A 20,337-nucleotide genomic window follows, 5' to 3' on the forward strand; every position below is an offset into this window, starting at 1 on the left:
CCGTTTCCGACCCTGTGAGAAAGCTTTAGCCTATTGATGCTTAAAATTTCCTTTAAACGCGTTTTGAGGAGCGGCCGTCATCTAAAGGCAATAAAACCCGAAACCCTGCGCCACCTTGGCCCGGCAAATATGAAATATCTCCGCCCAAGCGCTGCATTATTTCTTTGCAGATCGCCAATCCCAATCCCGCACCGCCGGCCTTTTGATCCCCAGCCCGTGAAAATTTCTCAAAAATCAGATCTTGCTGATCCTTTGGGATACCGCGGCCATTATCTACGAAATCCAAAACCAACTGACGACCTCTTTGAAACCCTGTTACGGTCAGGGATGGCGCCGCCGCTTCACAATATTTAACCGCATTGGCGATTAAATTGATGAACACTTGGCCAAGCCTTGTATCATCGGTTTTTATCTCAGGGCAGTTTTCGGGCAGCTTTACCCGCAAAGCCAATTTATCAAGCTCGGCCCCACCACCGACTGTCAGCGCCGCGCGTTGCAGCAAGGGCTCGATCGCGGTGCTGCTAATTTTTAACGTGACTTGTCCATTCTCTAGCACGCTCAAATCAAGCAGATCGTCCAAAAGCTGGGTTAGCCTGAGCGATTCTTCGTGAATGATCCCCGCATATTTGTTCAAATCATCCGTGGATAAATCAGGGCCATCGCGCAAAATTTCGGCAAAAGCCAATATAGAAGTCATTGGGGTGCGCAGCTCATGGCTGATCTGGGATAGAAAGGCATCTTTTTGCACGGATAGCCTGGTCAGTTTATCGTTTGCGCGCCGCAATTGGCCCGCCGTGCGCACCAATTCATTTGATTTCATTTCAAGCCGACTTGAATATTCAAGCATTTGGGCGGTTTCATCGGCCACCGCCATCAGATCTTGAACAGAGACGGCAAGACCGCCCATTATTTTTCCCATCATCGCATGCGCCGTCGCCGCCCCGACCGACCCTGCAAGCGCCCGCTCTAGTTTCTGTAAAAACTCTGGTGTGGGTTCAGGAAGATATCCAGCCCCACCCTGCTTCACAACTTCGCTTTGAAACAAAGCCTGCGCTTCGAGGGATCCCAAGATCCGTTGCGCCATCACCATCAGCTCTTCGCTTTGCCCCACCCGGCCATTCCAACTATGCGGGCTAGGAGCGTGATCAAAGGTATTCACGAATTGTACCGCCTGCAACCGTTCCAAGGGTGATGGAAAACTTATTAATGATACAAAAACAAATACCAAACTGTTCAAAGAGATGCTCCAGAACACCGCATGTACCAAGGGATCTAAACCCGAAATTCCAAATAAAGCCTGTGGGCGCAGCCAAGAAATTTCAAACGGACCCAGCTGCATCAGCTGCATCAAGAAACCAAGATCCAAACCCAAACTTGGTATAAATAAGGTATAAAGCCAAATACCAAAGCCCGTGCCTACCCCCATAACGCCCCCAGACGGGTTGCCCCGCGCCAAAAAATACCACCGATCAGAGCCGGCAATACTTGTACTACACCAGTAAATGACACCAAGCCGATAGCGGCCAGCGCAGCGCCCCCGCCGGACAGCGAATAATACAGATACCCCAAGAGCAAGATCACCGCGATTGACAAACGCCGGGCCGTCAAAATCACTTTGCGCACATCGCCCGACATGCTCAGCCTATTGCCGCTGACCCGCAAAAAAAGCGGCATCACCACGTGGTTCGAAACCATCGTTGACAGGGCGATTGAGGCCACAATCACCATCGAGGTGGCCGATGAGAACCCACCTAAAAAGGCCAGAATAGCTAGACTGTCTTGCCCCTGAGACAACGGCAAGGTCAAAACGAACAAATCCGGGTTGGCGTCAGATGGCAAGATATCAAGCCCAACAACCGCGATTGGCACCACGAAAAGCGACATTAACAGCAAATAAAGCGGAAAGGCCCATGAGGCAGTTTCCAAAAATGCCTCATCTTCATTTTCAACCACTAGAACCTGAAACATCCGAGGCAGGCACAAAAATGCCGCCGCGGACAAGAATGTCAGGCTGGCCCAGCGGCTGTTATCAACGCTCCAATGCGCCAGGGACGACTGATCAATTTTTGCAAATGTCTGCCCGATTCCTCCCATAAGCCCCCAGACAACAAAAACACCAACCGCCAAAAGCGCAAACAGCTTCACAATCGCCTCAACCGCGATCGCAATCACCACACCGTGATGTCGTTCATTTACATCCAGGTTTCGGGTTCCAAAAACGATGGTGAATAAAGCCAAACCAACGGCAACCCAAAACGCCGTATTACCCCCCAATGTTGCGCTTTGTCCAACCTGTCCAGACGCTGCGAACACTTCAAAGGAAAGGGTAACAGATTGCAGTTGCAGCGCGATGTATGGGGTTGTGCCGACCACAGCCAAAAATGTGATCAAAGCCGCCAAACTGTTTGATTTTCCAAATCGAGACGACAATAAATCTGCGATCGAAGTGACCCTCTGGCTGCGACCGATACGCACCAGCTTGCGTAAAACCCACCACCAGCCAAACATAACCAATGACGGTCCAATATAAATTGTCAGAAACTCCAAGCCTGAGCGCGCAGCATAGCCAACGGCGCCGTAAAAGGTCCAGGCTGTACAATATATTGAAATGGATAAAGTATAAATCCAGGCGCTGCGCAACCATCTACCGCGGCCGCGCATCGCGGCTTTTTCCGCAATAAACGCTACTGCAAACAACAACCCAACATAAAGTAAGCACACGAAAATGAGGAGGTTCAACATTAGAGTTCGGCCTTATCGGAACCCGATACATCTATCGAGCGCTGAACATCCTCAGGCAAATGCCGCAACTTCCAAGACAAAACAAACTGACTAATAATCAAGAGGAGCCAGACGCCAAACACATAAAGACCCGCGCTAGAAATTAAGATCGACGGCTCTTCGATAGACTGCCACAGGAATGGCACACTCCACAAAAAAATGCCCAGCAGTGGCAGAATATGCGCCGCGTCAATCACTCTGCGCGCCTTGTAATTGCGCCGTTCTAAAAAAACGGGTCCCTGTGGCATGCTTACACCCCAGCCAATTCGCGAACAGCGTCTAACATCTCTTGATTGGAAAACGGTTTTGTCATGAACCGGCTTGCGCCTAAAGCCTCGGCCATTTGGCGGTCTTTCGTCTGGCCCCGCGCTGTCAATATCAATACTGGAATATCCAAACATTCAGGGGTAAGCCGGATTTCTCTTAAAATATCATAGCCGCTTTTTCCCGGAAGCATCACATCCAAAATAATCAAATCAGGTAGGCTGCTTTGAATCACAGCATTGGCATCATGCCCATTCGCATGCGTTTTTACCTGCCATCCATTGCGCGACAGGATATATTGCACTGCCTCAATGATATTTGGCTCATCCTCGATAAGCAGAACCGTCTTCGCCATCGTTCCTCCCAAAACTGACTGCTGTGAACAGCACGGCTTAAGCGATACTAAACAATATTTCTTCCACCGATGTCAAAACTCTTCGGCAAACACGGAAATTTCACGGCGAGCAGAACAATCTATGCGCGTGCAAAGCCGACAGGTTAAGCCTACTTCACGCGGCAGCTGCGCGTGTGCCATTTCTGCAAATGACCCCTGAGGTAAGCTTTCGTGAGGCTGAAGCAGCATATAGCCCAAGGGTAACACAGGATCAGCACTCATTGGAATTTCCGGAAGCTGGGCAAATGAAAAGCTTTGAAACAGCCCGCCTTCACGCCCATTTTGTTGAAGCTTGAGGCGGATCGGACGCATCGGAAGTTGCAGTGCTTCAAAAACTGGCCAGATGGCACAAAACCCCGCAGATATGGGCAATTTAAACCCTGGAACGGGTTTGTTGAAGAGCACGCTTCCTGACGCATCACAAATCAACAGGCCCACCTCAACGTTTAAAATCTGGGTGCTCAGCGTTGCCATGCGCCGCATAACCACTGGCAAGGCTTGGCCTGAGCGGCGCGCAGCCTCAACAGGATCACTGCCAAACTCATTCAAAATTCGCGACAACGTGGTTTGTGGCAACGCAAGAGCATCTTTTTGATACTGCTCAAGGTAATTCCACAATAACTGTTGCGCTTGGGCTGACAATTGAGAACAAGCTTCAACATAGCGCGTCACATCGCCACCACTTTCTTCAAATTCTTCAAAGTAATATCGCTGCGCGGCCAAAAACCCATCAAACTCTTCGCGCGGCGATAAGATATTGTTTTGATTTGCCTCCTCAGGATCTAGAAACCCCACCAAAGCTTGGGCTCCCGCTGCCAACCGGCTGCTATCCTCGTTTAAATTGCGATGAAACCGGTTTTGCCACTCGGGCTCGATATTAGTCGTTTCGGCCAAAATAGCGCTGGTAGAGCGGATTGCGGTTGCTGCGCTAAGCACTTCAAACAAGGAATCCGCCAAGCGCGGATCATGCGACAAACGATCGGCCATCGCATTCACCATATGTTCAAGTTCGCGGTATTTTCCATGCAGCGCCACCAAGCGGTTTGCCCAAGGTAAAAACCGTGCAGCAAAATCGGCGGTGTCTTTAGGTAAAACCGCCGCCTCCGTATCCAATAGCGCCGCGATATCATTCAATCCCGCAATCAACGCCGCCTCTGCCCCTTGGCTTAAAAGCGAGGCCTCCACGTCGAGCAGCTTTGCAAGATCAATCAACAATTTACCAGCGATTTTCCGACGATCATGCTCAATCAAATTTAAATAGGGCGCCGATATCCCAGCCCTCGCCGCCAATTCGGCTTGTTTCAGGCCCGCCGCAAGCCGGGCTTGCCGAATCCGTGCGCCCGGTGTGTTTTCTGACACCATATTTTACACCTTAATTTCAGCGGTATGCCGCACTGCAACATAAATAAATTTACAAAAATTGTCTATTCTATTTACATTAATTTACAAAATTTTCTTTGATTTGATGATGTTTATTGCGAAATTTTCCAATTCTGAAGATAAATACCTTACATTCTAGTGATGTACGCCCGATCGGAGGAGACTGGGCTTGAAACGCGACATGGGAGGTTTTTATGTCAAAATCTAATTTTACACGCCGCGGCGTTTTAAAAACCGGCGCAATTGCCGGTGCAGGCTTGGCTCTGCCGACAATTCTTTCAGCAGGCAGCCATGCAGGGTATACCAATGCCCCTACGGGCGGCACCGTAACGCTTGGGTTCAACGTGCCTCAAACTGGGCCATATGCAGATGAGGGCGCAGATGAGCTGCGCGCATACAAATTGGCTGTAGAGCACTTAAATGGCGGTGGTGACGGTGGCATGATGTCCACATTCAGCTCTAAAGCTCTCGACGGTACGGGCATTTTGGGCAAAAAAGTCGAATATGTAACAGGAGATACGCAAACTAAACCTGATGCAGCACGAGCCTCTGCGCGCTCCATGATCGAAAAAGACGGCGCCATTATGATCACAGGCGGTTCTTCTTCTGGTGTTGCTGTGGCTGTACAATCTTTGTGCCAGGAAGCAGGCATTATCTTTATGGCAGGCCTAACGCATTCGAACGACACCACCGGTAAAGATAAGAAAGCAAATGGTTTCCGCCATTTCTTTAATTCATATATGTCTGGCGCCGCTTTGGCCCCGATATTGGCTTCAAATTATGGCAAGGATCGCAAAGCCTATCACCTGACCGCCGACTACAACTGGGGCTATACAACGGAAGAAGCGGTACGTACCTCAACCGAAGCTATGGGCTGGGAAACTGTTGCAGCAGTTAAAACGCCTTTGGCGCAAACTGATTTCTCATCCTATGTAGCTCCTGTTCTGGGGTCAGGCGCCGATGTTTTGGTTCTGAACCATTATGGTGGAAACATGGTTAACTCACTGACGTCTGCCGTACAATTTGGTTTGCGCGCCGCACAGGCCAATGGTAAGAACTTTGAGATCATCGTTCCGCTGTACTCACGGTTGATGGCAAAAGGTGCTGGTAAAAACGTGGCTGGAATTTTTGGTTCAACAAACTGGCACTGGTCGCTTGAAAATGTTGCAGGTGCAAGATACGCCGGAACGAACGCTTTCGTGCAATCTTTCGGAACCAAATATGGCTTCCCACCCTCTCAAGCTGCACACACAGTTTACTGTCAAACATTGTTATATGCAGACGCAGTGCAACGTGCGGGCTCATTCAACCCATGTGCCGTAGCCGAAGCGCTTGAAGGCTTCGAATTTGACGGCTTGGGCAACGGCCCAACGCTTTATCGCGCAGAAGATCACCAGTGCTTTAAAGACGTTCTGGTTGTTAAAGGGAAAGAAAACCCTGAAAACGACTTTGACTTGCTTGAAATCGTTGACGTGACACCTGCATCGGCAGTGAGCTATGATGCTTCTATATTTGGCGGCGATCTAGGTTCTTGCAACCCAGGCGCATAAGCGAAACAATAAATTGCACCGACCTTGAGATATGCGGGGTCGGTGCATATTGTAATTATTTGGTTTAAAAAAACCGGTCTGGCAAAAGTTTTTAGAGACAATGGATCAAATTATTCTACAAATCCTCAACGGGCTCGATAAAGGCAGTGCCTACGCCCTGATTGCGCTTGGCCTGACGCTGATCTTTGGCACCTTGGGCGTGGTAAATTTCGCGCATGGCGCCCTATTTATGATGGGGGCATTCTGTGCAGTCACGCTCAGCCGAATTCTTACAACATCGCACACGATAATTGACGAAACAAAAAAGGATTTTTTGGGCAAACCGCTGAAGGTAGAAGTTCCCTATGTAAATGACTGGTTTGGTCCCGAAACCGGCGGGACGTTGATCGACTGGGCCGTTCCTCTTTCAATTCTATTTGCCATCCCAGTAATGATACTGATTGGCGTCATCATGGAACGGGGCTTAATTAAATATTTTTACAAACGTCCGCATGCGGACCAGATTTTGGTGACTTTTGGCTTAGCGATCGTACTTCAAGAAATAGTCAAATATTACTTCGGCGCCAACCAAATTCCTACGCCAGCGCCCGAGGCATTTGTGGGATCTTTTGATTTCGGCGCTCTGATCGGTTTGGATGCTGGTAAAATCATCTATCCTTATTGGCGCATTTTATATTTCTGTTTTGCGATGATTTTGATTGCGCTTGTGTTTGCGTTTTTGCAATTCACCACCTTCGGAATGGTTGTACGTGCCGGTATGGCAGACCGTGAAACTGTTGGCATGCTGGGCATTAATATTGACAGGCGCTTTACGGTTATGTTTGGCGTAGCCGCTGCGGTGGCTGGGCTTGCAGGGGTGATGTATACTCCGATCAACCCTCCAAACTATCACATGGGTATGGACTTTCTTGTGATCTCATTCGTAGTGGTTGTAGTCGGCGGCATGGGATCGCTGCCGGGCGCTGTCTTGGCTGGTCTGCTCTTGGGTATTCTTGAAAGTTTTGCATCGATGCGCGAAGTAATCGAATTTCTGCCCGGGATCAATCAGGTCGTAATTTACCTTGCAGCAATCGTAATTCTACTCACGCGCCCTCGTGGGCTCATGGGACGCAAAGGCGTGATGGAGGACTAATCAATGTTTGGGCTCGAAAAGAAAGACGCACAACTTCTGCTAACGGTGGCAATTTTGGTCGTTTTAGCACCTATATTTCTTAATCCGTTCCCCGAAGGCTCTGCATTAGCCCAATTCAATGCTGGCTATCCGGACTTAATGCAGCGATTTGTCATTTTTGGAATCTTTGCGATTGGCTTCAATATTCTTTTTGGCTTAACCGGGTACTTGTCTTTCGGACATGCGGCTTTTCTCGGCGCGGGATCTTACGCGGGTGTCTGGATGCTGAAATTGCTGACAATCAATGTGATCCCCGCAATTATAGTATCAACGATCGTTGCAGGTATCTTCGCACTTATAATCGGTTTTATCTCGCTGCGCCGGTCAGGAATTTATTTTTCCATTCTCACGCTCGCTTTTGCGCAGATGTCTTTTGCCTTGGCAGCATCGGTTCTAACTCCAATCACTGGAGGAGAAACCGGGCTTCAAACGAGTCTTAATGATCCCCGTATTCTTGATCGAGCGAACGAAAGCGGAAATATTCCTGCACCAAGTTTACTGGGGCTAGAGATGAATGACAGTTTTCAGTTGGCTGTAGGAAATTGGCTTTGGACGTTCAATGTAGGCTACTACGTTTCGGGTTTGGTGATGCTTCTTTCTTTTTTTATTGCGATACGCATTTTCCGCTCACCGTTCGGGATGATGTTGCGGGCGATAAAGTCAAACCAACAGCGTTTAAACTACACAGGCCTTAACACTCGGCCTTATATGTTGGCCTGTTTTGTCGTCTCGGGAATGTACGCAGGTCTAGCCGGTGGCCTGATGGTTTCAATGGATCCGCTTGCAGGAGCTGAGAGGATGCAGTGGACCGCCTCTGGAGAAGTGGTGCTTATGACCATTCTAGGTGGTGTGGGCACCTTGATCGGGCCTGTTCTCGGCGCTGGATTGATCAAGTATTTTGAAAATATTTTTTCAAAAATTAACGACAACTTGCTGCATCAGTGGTTTTCATTTTTGCCTCAGGGCATGGAAGACTTCATTGTATCCATTATCCACCCGTTTATTGGTAAAGGCTGGCACCTTACATTGGGATTGATGTTTATGGCCGTCATCATCTTTTTACCGGGCGGCTTGGTGGAACTGGGCCAGCGGGTCGCTAAGTTACTGAAAAAACGACCAGAGGGTGAAACCAACCCCCAAAAAGAACCAGCCGAGTAAGAGGAACTGATGGGTATTCTTGAAATAAAAGACATCGGCAAACGCTTTGGTGGGCTTCAAGCCTTATCGGAAGTCAATCTGAGCGTTAAGGAAAACACCTGCCATGCGATAATCGGACCAAACGGGGCGGGCAAGTCAACGCTACTAAACTGCCTGATCGGTAAATTGATTCCCGATAGCGGTTCCGTAATGTTTGATGGTAAGTCTGTTTTGGGCCGATCTGCACATGAAATCAACCAATTAGGTATTTCTCGCGTGTTCCAAACACCTGAAATTTTCGGGGATCTGACTGTTTTGGAAAATATGATGATACCTATATTTGCGGCGCGCGATGGCTCTTTTTCCATAGATGCTATGTCTAATGTGATGGCTGATAAAACGGTGTTAAACGCTGCTTATAAGATGCTCGAAGAAATGAACATGTTGGACAAACGTGAAATGCAAGCCGCATCGTTGTCACGCGGTGACAAGCGCCGCTTAGAAATAGGCATGTGCCTGAGTCAAAACCCGCGCTTGCTTTTGTTAGACGAACCCACAGCCGGCATGGCGCGTGCCGATACTAACAATACAATCGATTTACTAAATGAAATCAAACAGAAGCGAGATATCACCATAGCAATCATAGAACATGACATGCATGTTGTTTTCTCCCTAGCTGATCGCATAACAGTTCTGGCGCAAGGCACTCCACTAGTGGAAGACGTTCCAGACAAAATCAAAGGGCATCCAAAAGTCAAAGAAGCCTATCTCGGCGAAACTCATTGAGGAGCAGATAATGTCTGGAAATCTGGCTATCGATCCCCATGCACCGTCTTATTTTTCTGTGCATGACATTCATTCATATTATGATGAAAGCTATATTGTTCAGGGTGTCAGCTTCAATGTGCATGAAGGAGAGATTTTGGCGCTTTTAGGGCGCAACGGGGCTGGAAAAACATCTACACTTCGTAGTATCGCGCGTCTTGACAGCCCGGTGGTACAGCGTGGAGAAATTTGGTTAGATCACAAGGCCCTGCACAAAATGACCAGCTATCAAGCCGCAACATCTGGTGTTTCTTTGGTACCGGAAGACCGGCGGATCATTTCCGGCCTTACCGTTGAAGAAAATCTGCAATTGGCCCAGATAGCGGAACCTGTCGGTTGGGGACTTGATCGTATTTATAACCTGTTCCCGCGCCTAGGCGAAAGACGAAAGCAAGACGGGACAACATTATCGGGGGGTGAGCAGCAAATGTTGTCAATTGCCCGCGCGCTAGCACGAGACATCAAGCTGCTGTTACTGGATGAACCTTACGAAGGTTTGGCCCCAGTGATCGTTGATGAAATTGAAAAAACTTTGCAAGTCATCAAAGATCAGGGCATGACAACCATTATCGTTGAGCAAAACGCAGTGCGCGCGCTTGAACTGGCAGATCGCTCCGTTATCTTAGACACGGGAAGCGTGATTTTTGATGGCAGCGCCAAAGAAGTGCTGGACAACCCCGACTTGCGTGCCGAATATCTTGCCATCTAAACGCAAACGCTGAGGGCGGTTTTTATCCGCCTTCAAGACCACCAACAGAAAATTAAGATTTTCTGACATTAGGGACCAGAGTTATGAGTCAGACATCCTATGCACCTACGGCTAAATTCGCTGAAAACGCGCATATCGACAAAGCCAGCTACGAAGCGCTTTATGCCCAGTCGATTGAAGATCCAATCAGCTTTTGGGCCGAACATGGGAAGCGGGTTGATTGGATAAAACCATTTGAAACGGTTAAAAACGTCTCTTACGAACATCCTGACGTGTCCATTAAATGGTTCGAAGATGGCACGCTGAACGTCTCGGCAAACTGCATTGACCGCCATCTTGAAAGCCGTGGCAGCCAAACCGCTATTATCTGGGAAGGCGATAACCCCGCTGAAAGCAAACATATCACCTATGATGAATTGCATCAGCAAGTGAGCAAATTATCGAATGTTTACAAGAGCCTTGGCGTAAAAAAAGGGGATCGGGTGGTGCTATATATGCCGATGATCCCAGAAGCGGCTTATGCAATGTTGGCCTGCACGCGGATTGGGGCGATCCATTCGATTGTGTTTGCCGGATTTTCGCCAGAGGCTTTGGCAAGCCGTGTAGAAGATTGCGGTGCTGTGCTGCTGGTCACAGCAGATGAAGCGCCGCGCGGGGGCAAGAACACCCCCCTGAAAGCCAATGTAGACAAAGCTTTGGCGATCTGCGGTGATGTCAAAACGCTTGTGGTTGAACGCACAGGAAGCGATGTTGGCCTAAAGGAAGGGCGCGATTTCGCGTTTGCAGCGATGATGGACAAGGCGGATTCGCATTGCCCACCAACAGAGATGAACGCCGAAGATCCCTTATTCGTGCTGTATACCTCGGGCTCGACCGGCAAGCCCAAAGGCGTTTTGCACAGTTCAGGCGGCTATCTTGTTTGGGCATCAATGACCCATGAATATGTATTTGATTATCATCAGGGCGATATTTTCTGGTGTACGGCGGATGTGGGCTGGGTGACCGGGCACAGCTATATCGTTTATGGCCCCCTGGCCAATGGCGCCACCACGCTAATGTTTGAAGGTGTGCCCACTTATCCCGATGCAAGCCGGTTTTGGCAAGTCTGTGAGAAACACAGAGTAAACCAATTCTACACGGCCCCAACCGCGATCCGGGCGCTGATGGGCCAAGGTGATGAGTTTGTAAGCAAATGTGATTTAAGCTCCTTAAAAGTGTTAGGCACCGTTGGAGAGCCCATCAACCCGGAAGCTTGGAATTGGTATAATGATGTGGTTGGAAAAGGCAATTGCCCAATTGTTGATACATGGTGGCAAACCGAAACGGGCGGGCATTTGCTAACCCCTCTGCCCGGAGCAACCACCACAAAACCGGGTTCTGCGACCCTGCCCTTCTTTGGGGTGCAACCCGTCATTTTAGACCCGACAACAGGCGAAGAAATCACCTCAACCGAAGCCGAGGGCGTTTTGTGCATCAAAGACAGTTGGCCCGGCCAAATGCGCAGCGTTTTTGGAGACCATGACCGCTTCGTGAAAACCTATTTCAGCGATTTTAAAGGCTATTACTTTTCAGGAGATGGCTGCCGGCGCGATGCCGATGGCTATTACTGGATCACAGGGCGCGTTGACGATGTGATCAATGTCTCAGGTCACCGTATGGGTACAGCTGAGGTGGAAAGCGCATTGGTTGCCCACCCAAAAGTGTCGGAAGCTGCTGTTGTCGGCTATCCGCATGATATCAAAGGCCAAGGCATTTATTGTTACGTCACGCTGATGAGTGGGGAAGCGCCAAACGAGGAATTGCGCAGCGAATTGCGCCAATGGGTGCGTAAAGAAATCGGCCCCATCGCTTCGCCTGATTTAGTGCAATGGGCCCCGGGTCTGCCAAAAACCCGTTCAGGAAAAATTATGCGCCGGATTTTGCGCAAAATCGCCGAGAATGACTATGGCAGTTTGGGAGATACCTCAACCTTGGCAGAGCCAGCGGTTGTTGATGAACTGATCGAAAACCGGATGAATCGCGGATAAAAAAATTGCAAAGGGGCTTAGGCAAATCATTACCTGCGTTTTTTGTGCCCGAAAAGCGCTTTGCGGAGCCCCTCTCGGGTGCAATGGCCCTGCGCCTGTGATTGATTGCAACTGTTGAGCACCCTTCAGACCGGGATCGGGTGGGGTTTGCCGCACCGGAACAGTTTTAGCTTCAGTCGCTCGAAAAAGTTACATAAAAAAAGACCAGTAAGTACATATAAATAAGTATTTTTTAATCATTTATTAAAGATCTCAACGCTGTTTTCAAAACTTTCCCATAATTATTCTTGGGTAACTCGGATACAAAGATATACTCTTTTGGACGTTTAAAACGCGCAATCCGGTCAAGGCAGAATTGATCCAACGCGCTTTTCGAAACGCTATGTGATGGCCAAGGCACCACAAAGGCAATCACCTCTTCCCCCCAATCAGAATGCCTGCGGCCAATAACGGATACTTCGCAAATGCTGGGATGATGCAGCAAAACCTCTTCAACCTCTCGGGGGTAGATATTGCTACCCCCCGAAATAATCACGTCTTTGGACCGATCTATCAATGTTAAGTAGCCCGCCTTATCCAATTTCCCCATATCACCGGTCAAAAGCCACCCATTCTTGAACGCCGCTTGCGTGGCTTGTGGATCTTTCCAATATCCAGACATCACCGGAGCGCCCTTCACGGCGATCTCGCCAACCTGCCCTAGCGATGCAACCTCTCCCTCACGATCAAAAAGTTGTAGCTCAACAACCGATTGCGCCCGCCCTACGGACGATAGACGCGCTTGCCATCCCGCTGTTTCACGATCGGAAATATCCGCGCGAGACAGCGCGGTTATAGCCATTGGGCATTCTCCCTGACCATAAATTTGAATGAAAATTGGGCCAAAACAGGCAGTGGCATCCACGATATCGCTCAAATACATGGGACCGCCGCCATAAATAACGCTGCGCAAACCCGAAACTTTGCCAGGCGTGTGTTGCGCGGCCTTGGTCATGCGTTTGACCATTGTCGGCGCAGCGAACAGATGGGCCCGTTGAAAAAAATTAGCCAATTCAAAAATTTCAAGCGGATCAAACCCACCGGAACGTGGAAAGACATGCTGCGCGCCCTTCAAGACATGCATTACATTATAAAGCCCCGCCCCATGGGAAAGAGGCGCTGCATAAATCGCTGAATCTTGTACGCTCACAGCATCCACATCGGCAAAATAACCCAGCGCCATCGCCTGTAGCATCCCATGCGTAATCATCACGCCTTTGGGCTTTCCCGTTGTTCCAGAGGTGTAAAAAAGCCACGCCAGATCGCAGCTGCTACGGGCGGTGATGTTTTGAAATAACCCCATTTCAGTGGCTTGCCTGATGCCCATATCAGGCGCCAGCTGTTTCAAAGCTTCATCAAGCATATTTGGCGCGACAGCAACATAGGTAATTGCAAGCGATTCTGCCGCGCTGTCCTGTTGCAATGTTGCGACGATTTCAGGCTCACAGAACAGCACCAGTGCCTCAGAATGTTCCAATATCCAAATCAATTCTTTGGGGTGCAGCTTTGCATTGATTGGCACAACAACCGCCCCAGCCTGCCAGATGCCATAAATCAAACGCAAGTAATCAGGTTGGTTTTTCATAAATACTGCAACCCGATCCCCTGGTAGAACGGCATTTACGCGCAGCCAATCAGCGATGCGACCGCAGGAGCCTGCAAACTGGCTGTAAGTTGCAACGGTATCTTTGCCCCAAAATAAGGCTGGCCGCTCGGGGGCAGCGCGGGCCTGCCGGTCTAACCAAACTGCCAAATTCATGGGTTTTCCTTTTCTTCCCTTTAACCAATCAACTGATGCGTTTCTAGCCTCAAATTGGCGCAAAATTCGACGCGTTCAACGGCTTTTGTCTCTTCAACGCACTTTCATCCCCTCAAAATCTGCGAAAAATAGTACAAAACTGCATTTTCCTGACAACAATCGTAAATCCATTTCTTTTCACCCAGCACCGCATGACGTATAGTCATAGAAACGAGGCCAAGAGCAGGCTAAAAACAAAGAATGAGGGAAACATGACAACGCAAAAACGCAAGGATGATATTGCTTTTATAGAAGGTCTCGCCGACCTTTTAGAGCGCCAAGACCTTAGCGAGATTGAGGTTTTACGAGAATATGGCGCCGATGATAGCTTGAACGTGCGCGTATCGCGAACCGCATCGGCTGCGATGGTCCCGGCGGCACCGATCATGCAACAGGTTGCCGCGCCTACGCCACACGCCCCTGCCGCTGCTGCTGCCGCAACGGAGTCAAATAACACCACAGACGCATCAGATCCTGCAAGCCATCCCGGAGCGGTAACCTGTCCAATGGTGGGTACGATTTATATGCAAGCAGAGCCTGGCGCGCCGGCCTTCATTTCAACCGGCGCTCAAATTAACGAAGGCGACACATTGATGATCGTCGAGGCCATGAAAACCATGAACCATATTCCAGCCCCAAAATCTGGAACAATCAAGCGCATTTTCGTTGAGGATGGCGCCGCCGTCGAATTTGGAACGCCGCTGGTCATTATCGAGTAAGGCGGTTTGATGTTTGAAAAAGTACTTATTGCAAATCGGGGCGAAATCGCGCTGCGGATCATCAGAGCCTGCCGTGAAATGGGTATAAAATCAGTGGCTGTGCATTCCACTGCGGATAGCGATGCGATGCATGTGCGAATGGCGGATGAATCGGTTTGTATTGGGCCACCCAGCAGTGGCGCGAGTTATTTATCCGTACCAGCGATTATCTCAGCCTGTGAGATCACTGGCGCCCAGGCCATTCACCCCGGCTACGGCTTTCTTTCGGAGAATGCGCAATTCGTTCAAATCGTAGAGGATCATGATTTAACTTTTATTGGCCCAACCGCAGAGCATATTCGCATCATGGGGGATAAGATTTCAGCCAAAGACACGATGAAAGCCCTCGGCGTGCCCTGCGTACCTGGTTCAGATGGCGGCGTTGCAACCTTGCAAGAGGCCTATCGCATTGGCGCAGAGTTTGGCTATCCAGTAATTATCAAAGCCACCGCGGGGGCGGAGGGCGCGGCATGAAAGTTGCCCAAAACGAAGCCGGGATGGAACAAGCATTTATGACCGCTCGCGCAGAAGGCAAAGCGGCTTTTGGCAATGATGAGGTTTACATAGAAAAATATCTTACGACTCCGCGCCATATTGAAATTCAAGTATTTGGCGATGGAAAAGGCAAAGCGGTTCATCTTGGTGAAAGAGATTGCTCGTTACAGCGGCGGCACCAAAAAGTATTCGAAGAGGCCCCCGGCCCCTCTATCTCAGCTGAAGAACGCGCCGCGATCGGAAAAGTATGCGCCGACGCCGTTGCTAAGATAAATTATATTGGCGCTGGAACCATTGAATTTTTATACGAAAATGGCGCCTTTTACTTCATCGAAATGAACACGCGTTTGCAAGTTGAACATCCGGTGACGGAGGCCATTTTTGGCGTGGATCTGGTGCGCGAACAAATTCGCGTTGCTAGCGGGCTTGAGATGAGCTTTTCGCAATCAGACTTAAATATTGATGGGCACGCTATAGAAGTGCGGATCAACGCAGAAAAACTGCCCAACTTTTCACCCTGCCCCGGTAAAATCACAGCCTATCATGCCCCTGGCGGATTGGGTGTGCGCATGGATAGCGCGCTTTACGCTGGCTATTCCATTCCGCCCTATTACGACAGTCTGATTGGAAAACTCATCGTGCATGGGCGCGACCGCCCGGAAGCATTGGCGCGTCTAAGCCGCGCCTTGGCTGAGTTGATCGTTGATGGTGTTGACTCAACCATTCCACTTTTTGAAGCACTTCTGAACGCGCAAGAGGTTTTGAGTGGAGATTACAATATTCACTGGCTGGAGGATTGGTTGGAATCGCAGGATTTTGACCAGCGTTAACAATGTTAGGAATATTCGGCACAGCAAAGCCCTTCATTTTGACAAGAAGTGACCGCATAGGCACGCGGCTTGGAGCGCTGAAATAAGGGGCGATACGCGTAATGGCAGATGACGCTTTTGCCCCTGAATTTTTGCTACAAGCTTATCGACAAGGCGTTTTTCCAATGTCGGAGGGACGGAATGATCCAGATATATTCTGGGTTGATCCAAAGTTTCGTGGCATATTTCCGTTGGATAATTATCATATCTCGCGTAGTTTAGGCCGCAGGATCCGTCAGGAAAATTACGAAATTCGGATCAATTCAGCCTTTCCAGACGTTATGCAAGCCTGCGCTGAGCGCAGCGAAACTTGGATCAACACGCGGATTTTTAACCTCTACTGCGAATTGGCCAGATTGGGCCATGCCCATTCCTTGGAAGTCTGGCAAAAGGGTAGGATGGCCGGAGGTGTTTATGGGCTAACGATCGGAGCTGCCTTTTTTGGTGAAAGCATGTTTTCTAGGCAGACGGATGGATCAAAAATCGCGCTGGCTTATCTTATCCATCGATTGAAGCACACAGGATTTAAGCTTTTTGACACTCAATTTATAACGCCGCATTTGCAATCTCTGGGAGCCATCGAAATCAGCCGCGCCGATTATCATCAAAAGTTGCGCCATGCCCTGCAGGAAAATGGCGATTTTTTAAACAGACATTATTCTGTAGATGCTTCAGACATTGCGCAGCGCAAAACCCAAACATCATAACGTCGGTGATCCAGTGGATTTAAGGCCGGTGACGAGGCCACCATCCACCCCATAAATACTGGCGGTTGAAGCGGATCCTCAGAAATTGTGATATAAGCAAATGCATCGCCCATCGGATTATCGACTGGATAGCGACATTCGGAGAGTGCCACATTCAAGGCGCCAAGATCAAAAGAAGACCCGGCGCGTAGCGGAAAATCTTGTATGTCGCCGCTGACTTTGTCTAATCCGCGAAGTACCGCCCCATCTGCCGTTTGCACGGCGGATTGCGCCTGCCCATCCTGGGGAAAAATAGCGAACCCGATCAAAAAGCCAAAAAAGCCAAACCGCATCAGTTTTGGCCGCTAGACACGAACTTCAACAACAATTGAATCAAGCTAACCGAGCCTTGCGTGTCAATAATCTCATCGCCAGCCTCTAAATAATCCAACGAGGCACCAGGGATCACTTCGATAAAACTGCCGCCCAAAAGGCCTTCTGAAGCCACAGCCAAAGCACTGTCATCTGGAATTCGAACGTCATTTCTAACCGACAGGATAGATTCAGCGCGGTAAGTTTCGGAATTCAATTTCAAATCGCTAATCGTTCCAATTTTCACACCCGCTAGGCGAATGTCAGTGCCAACACTGATCCCCTCTGCCGAGCGGAAAGAGGCCGATATCGGGTATGAAGAAGATGATCCGGACAATCCGGTTGATTGCGCTAGGAATACCGCAAACCCCACCGCGAGGGCTAAAACCACCCCGCCAACGGCAATTTCAAGACGGTTCTCAGACATGCTAGAGCTCTCCGTTACCCTTCTGGTTGCCACGCTTCATAATCTTGTGCGGGCTTGGGGGACTGGAGGCGTAAGGATCCTGCCGGGGCATAGGCAGATTGCGTGCCCGTTAAATTTTCTTGATGCGCCTTTTCCCAAGTTTTACGCTTTAACGGCGCAACATTGGGAGGATCGTTCCAAGTATGATGAAGCCATCCATGCCAATCAGGGCTAACCCGACTGGCTTCGATTTCTCCGTTAAAAATAACCCACCGGCGGCTATCATCAGCATTTTGGTAATAGGTATTGCCCTGCCCATCCATGCCCACTTTAAGCCCCTTGCGCCATGTAAACAGCTGCGTGTTTAAGGTTTGACCATGCCACCACGTAATCGCCCTTAGCAGGCTTTTCAAAACACCCATGACACTCTCCAAATCGCAAATAATCTCATTTACCCGAACGCTCTATAAGGTTGCACCCTAAAGGTAAATAACCGAATTCGCGCGCCCCATAACTCTAACCCTACCCAGCAGTTGCCGATTCTTTTTTAGCATCAGAATAAATCATCAAAGGCGCCACATCGGAATTAACCGAATCTTCATTCACAACAACCTCTTGAACCTCGTCCATACCTGGCAAATCAAACATCGTATCCAGCAAGATATCTTCTAGGATTGAGCGCAATCCGCGGGCGCCAGTTTTACGCTTGATCGCCCGTTGTGCGATTGCATCGAGCGCTTCATCGGTGAATGTCAGGTTTGTTTCCTCCAGCTCAAACAAGCGCTGATATTGCTTCACCAACGCATTTTTAGGCTGAGTCAAAATCGTGACTAGCGCGTCTTGATCCAGGTCTTCTAGCGTCGCCAAAACGGGCAAACGCCCCACAAATTCGGGAATAAGACCAAATTTCAGAAGATCTTCGGGTTCTAAATCTTGAAAGACCTCACCCACACCGCGCTCATCATTATCGCGCACATCGGCGCCAAACCCCATCGCGCTGCCTTTGCCACGCTGCGCAATAATCTTATCCAACCCAGCGAAAGCGCCACCGCAAATGAATAAAATATTGGTCGTATCCACTTGTAAAAACTCTTGCTGCGGATGCTTTCGGCCCCCTTGCGGAGGCACACTTGCAACAGTACCCTCCATAAGCTTCAGCAAAGCTTGTTGAACCCCCTCACCCGACACATCCCGGGTGATCGATGGATTTTCAGATTTCCGGGTGATTTTATCAACTTCATCGATGTAAACGATGCCGCGCTGGGCACGTTCAACATTATATTCAGACGCTTGCAGAAGCTTCAAAATAATATTTTCGACATCCTCCCCCACATAGCCGGCTTCAGTCAGAGTGGTTGCATCCGCCATTGTGAAGGGCACTTCTAGAATCCGTGCCAAGGTCTGGGCAAGCAAGGTTTTGCCGCAGCCAGTTGGACCGATCAGCAAAATGTTGGATTTTGACAATTCGATATCGCCCGATTTAGCAGCGTGATTCAAACGTTTATAATGGTTGTGAACCGCCACCGATAAGACACGTTTGGCAACGCTTTGACCAATCACATAATCGTCAAGGACGCCGCAAATTTCGCGCGGCGTTGGAACCCCTTCTGAGGATTTCAAACCCGAGCTTTTGGTTTCCTCGCGGATAATATCCATGCAGAGCTCGACGCATTCGTCACAGATGAACACCGTCGGACCAGCGATCAGCTTTCGCACCTCATGCTGGCTTTTACCGCAGAAGCTGCAATAAAGAGTATTTTTGTTTTCACCACCGGAATTTGATGCCATGTACTACCCTTTTGGATTTTAGAAATCCTAAAAAAACTTTACGCGTCTGCATATAGTGCCTGCTAGCTTAAGCTAGGCGTGGCGGCTCTACAATGCCAAAATTTTGCTTCAAACCTCCTGCCTTTGCGGGCGCTGTCACAAGACGAACTTTATTCCGCGTCATCTTTCGCGCGATTGGTCACGATTTCATCAATCAATCCCCAGTCTTTCGCATCTTCGGGTGACATAAAATTATCGCGCTCAAGAGCCGTTTCAACCTGATCAAGATCTTGGCCGGTATGCGTCACATAGATTTCATTCAGGCGTTTCTTGAGCTTTAATGTTTCTTCAGCGTGTATCATGATATCAGTGGCTTGCCCCTGATATCCACCCGAGGGTTGGTGCACCATAATCCGACTATTTGGAAGCGAGAAGCGCATGCCTTTTTCACCTGCCGTAAGCAGTAAGGACCCCATTGAAGCCGCCTGCCCGATCACAAGAGTTGAAACTTTGGGTTTGATATATTGCATCGTATCGTAAATCGACAATCCACTGGTCACTACACCGCCCGGGCTGTTGATATACATGCTAATCTCTTTAGAGGGGTTCTCCGCCTCAAGATGTAGCAACTGCGCAACGATCAAGCTGGACATCCCATCATGGACGGGACCGCTGAGAAAAATGATCCGCTCTTTTAAAAGCCTTGAGAAGATATCATAGGCGCGCTCGCCGCGGCTGGTTTGTTCAACCACCATCGGAACCAAGCTGTTCATATATGTGTCTAATGGATCTTTCATTCTGCCCTGCCTATTCCTAAGGATATCTAAGTAATAAGAGTCTTAGTGCTGCAACCCTCGCTCTGCAATAGCTCACGCATATTAAACCTGCTTGCAAAGCTGGCAACTCGCT

16 protein-coding genes and 3 pseudogenes are annotated in these 20,337 nt (G+C 49.3%); 9 read left to right on the forward strand and 10 right to left on the reverse strand.

Features of this window, described 5'->3' with window-relative positions:
• Window positions 1-52: 52 nt before the first annotated feature.
• The 4 genes and pseudogenes from GN241_09995 to GN241_10010 all read right to left on the reverse strand — a co-directional run bounded on the left by GN241_09995 (window position 53) and on the right by GN241_10010 (window position 4,801).
• A pseudogene (locus GN241_09995) lies at window positions 53-2,742 on the reverse strand (sodium:solute symporter).
• Between the two features lie 65 nt (window positions 2,743-2,807).
• A pseudogene (locus GN241_10000) lies at window positions 2,808-3,029 on the reverse strand (hypothetical protein).
• A gap of 2 nt (window positions 3,030-3,031) precedes the next feature.
• A complete protein-coding gene (locus GN241_10005; protein XAT57664.1) occupies window positions 3,032-3,400 on the reverse strand; it encodes a response regulator in 369 nt (122 codons plus the stop codon).
• Between the two features lie 72 nt (window positions 3,401-3,472).
• Window positions 3,473-4,801 carry a helix-turn-helix domain-containing protein gene (locus tag GN241_10010; GenBank protein ID XAT57665.1) on the reverse strand — a complete coding sequence of 443 codons (1,329 nt, stop codon included), beginning with the start codon at window positions 4,799-4,801 and terminating at the stop codon, window positions 3,473-3,475.
• A 212-nt stretch (window positions 4,802-5,013) separates the two neighbouring features.
• On the opposite strand from GN241_10010, the gene GN241_10015 reads away from it, so the two are divergent.
• From GN241_10015 to acs, 6 genes are all read left to right on the forward strand, one after another.
• On the forward strand, window positions 5,014-6,369 hold the full coding sequence (locus GN241_10015; GenBank protein XAT57666.1) for an ABC transporter substrate-binding protein: 1,356 nt from the start codon (window positions 5,014-5,016) through the stop codon (window positions 6,367-6,369).
• Between the two features lie 100 nt (window positions 6,370-6,469).
• Complete coding sequence (locus tag GN241_10020; GenBank protein ID XAT57667.1) at window positions 6,470-7,501, forward strand: branched-chain amino acid ABC transporter permease; 1,032 nt, start codon at window positions 6,470-6,472, stop codon at window positions 7,499-7,501.
• Window positions 7,502-7,504: 3 nt separating this feature from the next.
• The gene (locus GN241_10025; GenBank protein XAT57668.1) at window positions 7,505-8,698 is read left to right on the forward strand and encodes a branched-chain amino acid ABC transporter permease; all 1,194 of its coding nucleotides are present in this window, start codon (window positions 7,505-7,507) and stop codon (window positions 8,696-8,698) included.
• A gap of 9 nt (window positions 8,699-8,707) precedes the next feature.
• Complete coding sequence (locus GN241_10030; protein XAT57669.1) at window positions 8,708-9,463, forward strand: ATP-binding cassette domain-containing protein; 756 nt, start codon at window positions 8,708-8,710, stop codon at window positions 9,461-9,463.
• A gap of 10 nt (window positions 9,464-9,473) precedes the next feature.
• Window positions 9,474-10,211: an ATP-binding cassette domain-containing protein gene (locus GN241_10035; GenBank protein XAT57670.1), complete on the forward strand. Its 738-nt coding sequence runs from the start codon at window positions 9,474-9,476 to the stop codon at window positions 10,209-10,211.
• An 83-nt stretch (window positions 10,212-10,294) separates the two neighbouring features.
• The gene (gene acs / locus GN241_10040; protein ID XAT57671.1) at window positions 10,295-12,238 is read left to right on the forward strand and encodes an acetate--CoA ligase; all 1,944 of its coding nucleotides are present in this window, start codon (window positions 10,295-10,297) and stop codon (window positions 12,236-12,238) included.
• 232 nt (window positions 12,239-12,470) lie between these two features.
• Here acs and GN241_10045 read toward each other — a convergent pair whose 3' ends face one another.
• Window positions 12,471-14,036, reverse strand: coding sequence for an AMP-binding protein (locus GN241_10045; protein XAT57672.1), 1,566 nt, complete (start codon window positions 14,034-14,036; stop codon window positions 12,471-12,473).
• 251 nt (window positions 14,037-14,287) lie between these two features.
• Here GN241_10045 and accB point away from each other — a divergent pair, with 251 nt between their 5' ends.
• The 3 genes and pseudogenes from accB (at window position 14,288) to GN241_10060 (ending at window position 16,904) form a co-directional block, all read left to right on the forward strand.
• A complete protein-coding gene (gene accB, locus GN241_10050; protein ID XAT57673.1) occupies window positions 14,288-14,794 on the forward strand; it encodes an acetyl-CoA carboxylase biotin carboxyl carrier protein in 507 nt (168 codons plus the stop codon).
• 9 nt (window positions 14,795-14,803) lie between these two features.
• A pseudogene (gene accC / locus GN241_10055) lies at window positions 14,804-16,158 on the forward strand (acetyl-CoA carboxylase biotin carboxylase subunit).
• Between the two features lie 101 nt (window positions 16,159-16,259).
• A complete protein-coding gene (locus GN241_10060) occupies window positions 16,260-16,904 on the forward strand; it encodes a leucyl/phenylalanyl-tRNA--protein transferase (protein XAT57674.1) in 645 nt (214 codons plus the stop codon).
• Here the strand turns inward: GN241_10060 and GN241_10065 are convergent.
• The 5 genes from GN241_10065 to GN241_10085 form a co-directional block, all read right to left on the reverse strand.
• Window positions 16,853-17,236 carry a DUF2155 domain-containing protein gene (locus GN241_10065; protein XAT57675.1) on the reverse strand — a complete coding sequence of 128 codons (384 nt, stop codon included), beginning with the start codon at window positions 17,234-17,236 and terminating at the stop codon, window positions 16,853-16,855. The two genes, GN241_10060 and GN241_10065, sit on opposite strands and share 52 nt — an antisense overlap.
• Entirely contained in the window at window positions 17,236-17,682 is a 447-nt protein-coding gene (gene mlaD, locus GN241_10070) for an outer membrane lipid asymmetry maintenance protein MlaD (protein ID XAT57676.1), read from the reverse strand. The genes GN241_10065 and mlaD overlap by 1 nt, the downstream gene beginning before the upstream one ends.
• A 14-nt stretch (window positions 17,683-17,696) precedes the next feature.
• A complete protein-coding gene (locus GN241_10075; protein XAT57677.1) occupies window positions 17,697-18,083 on the reverse strand; it encodes an NADH:ubiquinone oxidoreductase subunit NDUFA12 in 387 nt (128 codons plus the stop codon).
• Between the two features lie 100 nt (window positions 18,084-18,183).
• Window positions 18,184-19,449 carry an ATP-dependent Clp protease ATP-binding subunit ClpX gene (clpX, locus tag GN241_10080; protein XAT57678.1) on the reverse strand — a complete coding sequence of 422 codons (1,266 nt, stop codon included), beginning with the start codon at window positions 19,447-19,449 and terminating at the stop codon, window positions 18,184-18,186.
• A gap of 149 nt (window positions 19,450-19,598) precedes the next feature.
• A complete protein-coding gene (locus tag GN241_10085; GenBank protein XAT57679.1) occupies window positions 19,599-20,225 on the reverse strand; it encodes an ATP-dependent Clp protease proteolytic subunit in 627 nt (208 codons plus the stop codon).
• Window positions 20,226-20,337 lie beyond the last annotated feature (112 nt).

The organism is Rhodobacteraceae bacterium IMCC1335 (assembly GCA_039640495.1).
In the GTDB taxonomy this organism is placed as follows: domain Bacteria; phylum Pseudomonadota; class Alphaproteobacteria; order Rhodobacterales; family Rhodobacteraceae; genus Thalassovivens.

Coding starts and splice junctions, on each gene's coding strand:
- GN241_10005 (XAT57664.1), bottom strand. CDS start 3,400: ATGGCGAAGACGGTTCTGCTTATCGAGGATGAGCCAAATATCATTGAG.
- GN241_10010 (XAT57665.1), bottom strand. CDS start 4,801: ATGGTGTCAGAAAACACACCGGGCGCACGGATTCGGCAAGCCCGGCTT.
- GN241_10015 (XAT57666.1), top strand. CDS start 5,014: ATGTCAAAATCTAATTTTACACGCCGCGGCGTTTTAAAAACCGGCGCA.
- GN241_10020 (XAT57667.1), top strand. CDS start 6,470: ATGGATCAAATTATTCTACAAATCCTCAACGGGCTCGATAAAGGCAGT.
- GN241_10025 (XAT57668.1), top strand. CDS start 7,505: ATGTTTGGGCTCGAAAAGAAAGACGCACAACTTCTGCTAACGGTGGCA.
- GN241_10030 (XAT57669.1), top strand. CDS start 8,708: ATGGGTATTCTTGAAATAAAAGACATCGGCAAACGCTTTGGTGGGCTT.
- GN241_10035 (XAT57670.1), top strand. CDS start 9,474: ATGTCTGGAAATCTGGCTATCGATCCCCATGCACCGTCTTATTTTTCT.
- acs (XAT57671.1), top strand. CDS start 10,295: ATGAGTCAGACATCCTATGCACCTACGGCTAAATTCGCTGAAAACGCG.
- GN241_10045 (XAT57672.1), bottom strand. CDS start 14,036: ATGAATTTGGCAGTTTGGTTAGACCGGCAGGCCCGCGCTGCCCCCGAG.
- accB (XAT57673.1), top strand. CDS start 14,288: ATGACAACGCAAAAACGCAAGGATGATATTGCTTTTATAGAAGGTCTC.
- GN241_10060 (XAT57674.1), top strand. CDS start 16,260: ATGGCAGATGACGCTTTTGCCCCTGAATTTTTGCTACAAGCTTATCGA.
- GN241_10065 (XAT57675.1), bottom strand. CDS start 17,236: ATGCGGTTTGGCTTTTTTGGCTTTTTGATCGGGTTCGCTATTTTTCCC.
- mlaD (XAT57676.1), bottom strand. CDS start 17,682: ATGTCTGAGAACCGTCTTGAAATTGCCGTTGGCGGGGTGGTTTTAGCC.
- GN241_10075 (XAT57677.1), bottom strand. CDS start 18,083: ATGGGTGTTTTGAAAAGCCTGCTAAGGGCGATTACGTGGTGGCATGGT.
- clpX (XAT57678.1), bottom strand. CDS start 19,449: ATGGCATCAAATTCCGGTGGTGAAAACAAAAATACTCTTTATTGCAGC.
- GN241_10085 (XAT57679.1), bottom strand. CDS start 20,225: ATGAAAGATCCATTAGACACATATATGAACAGCTTGGTTCCGATGGTG.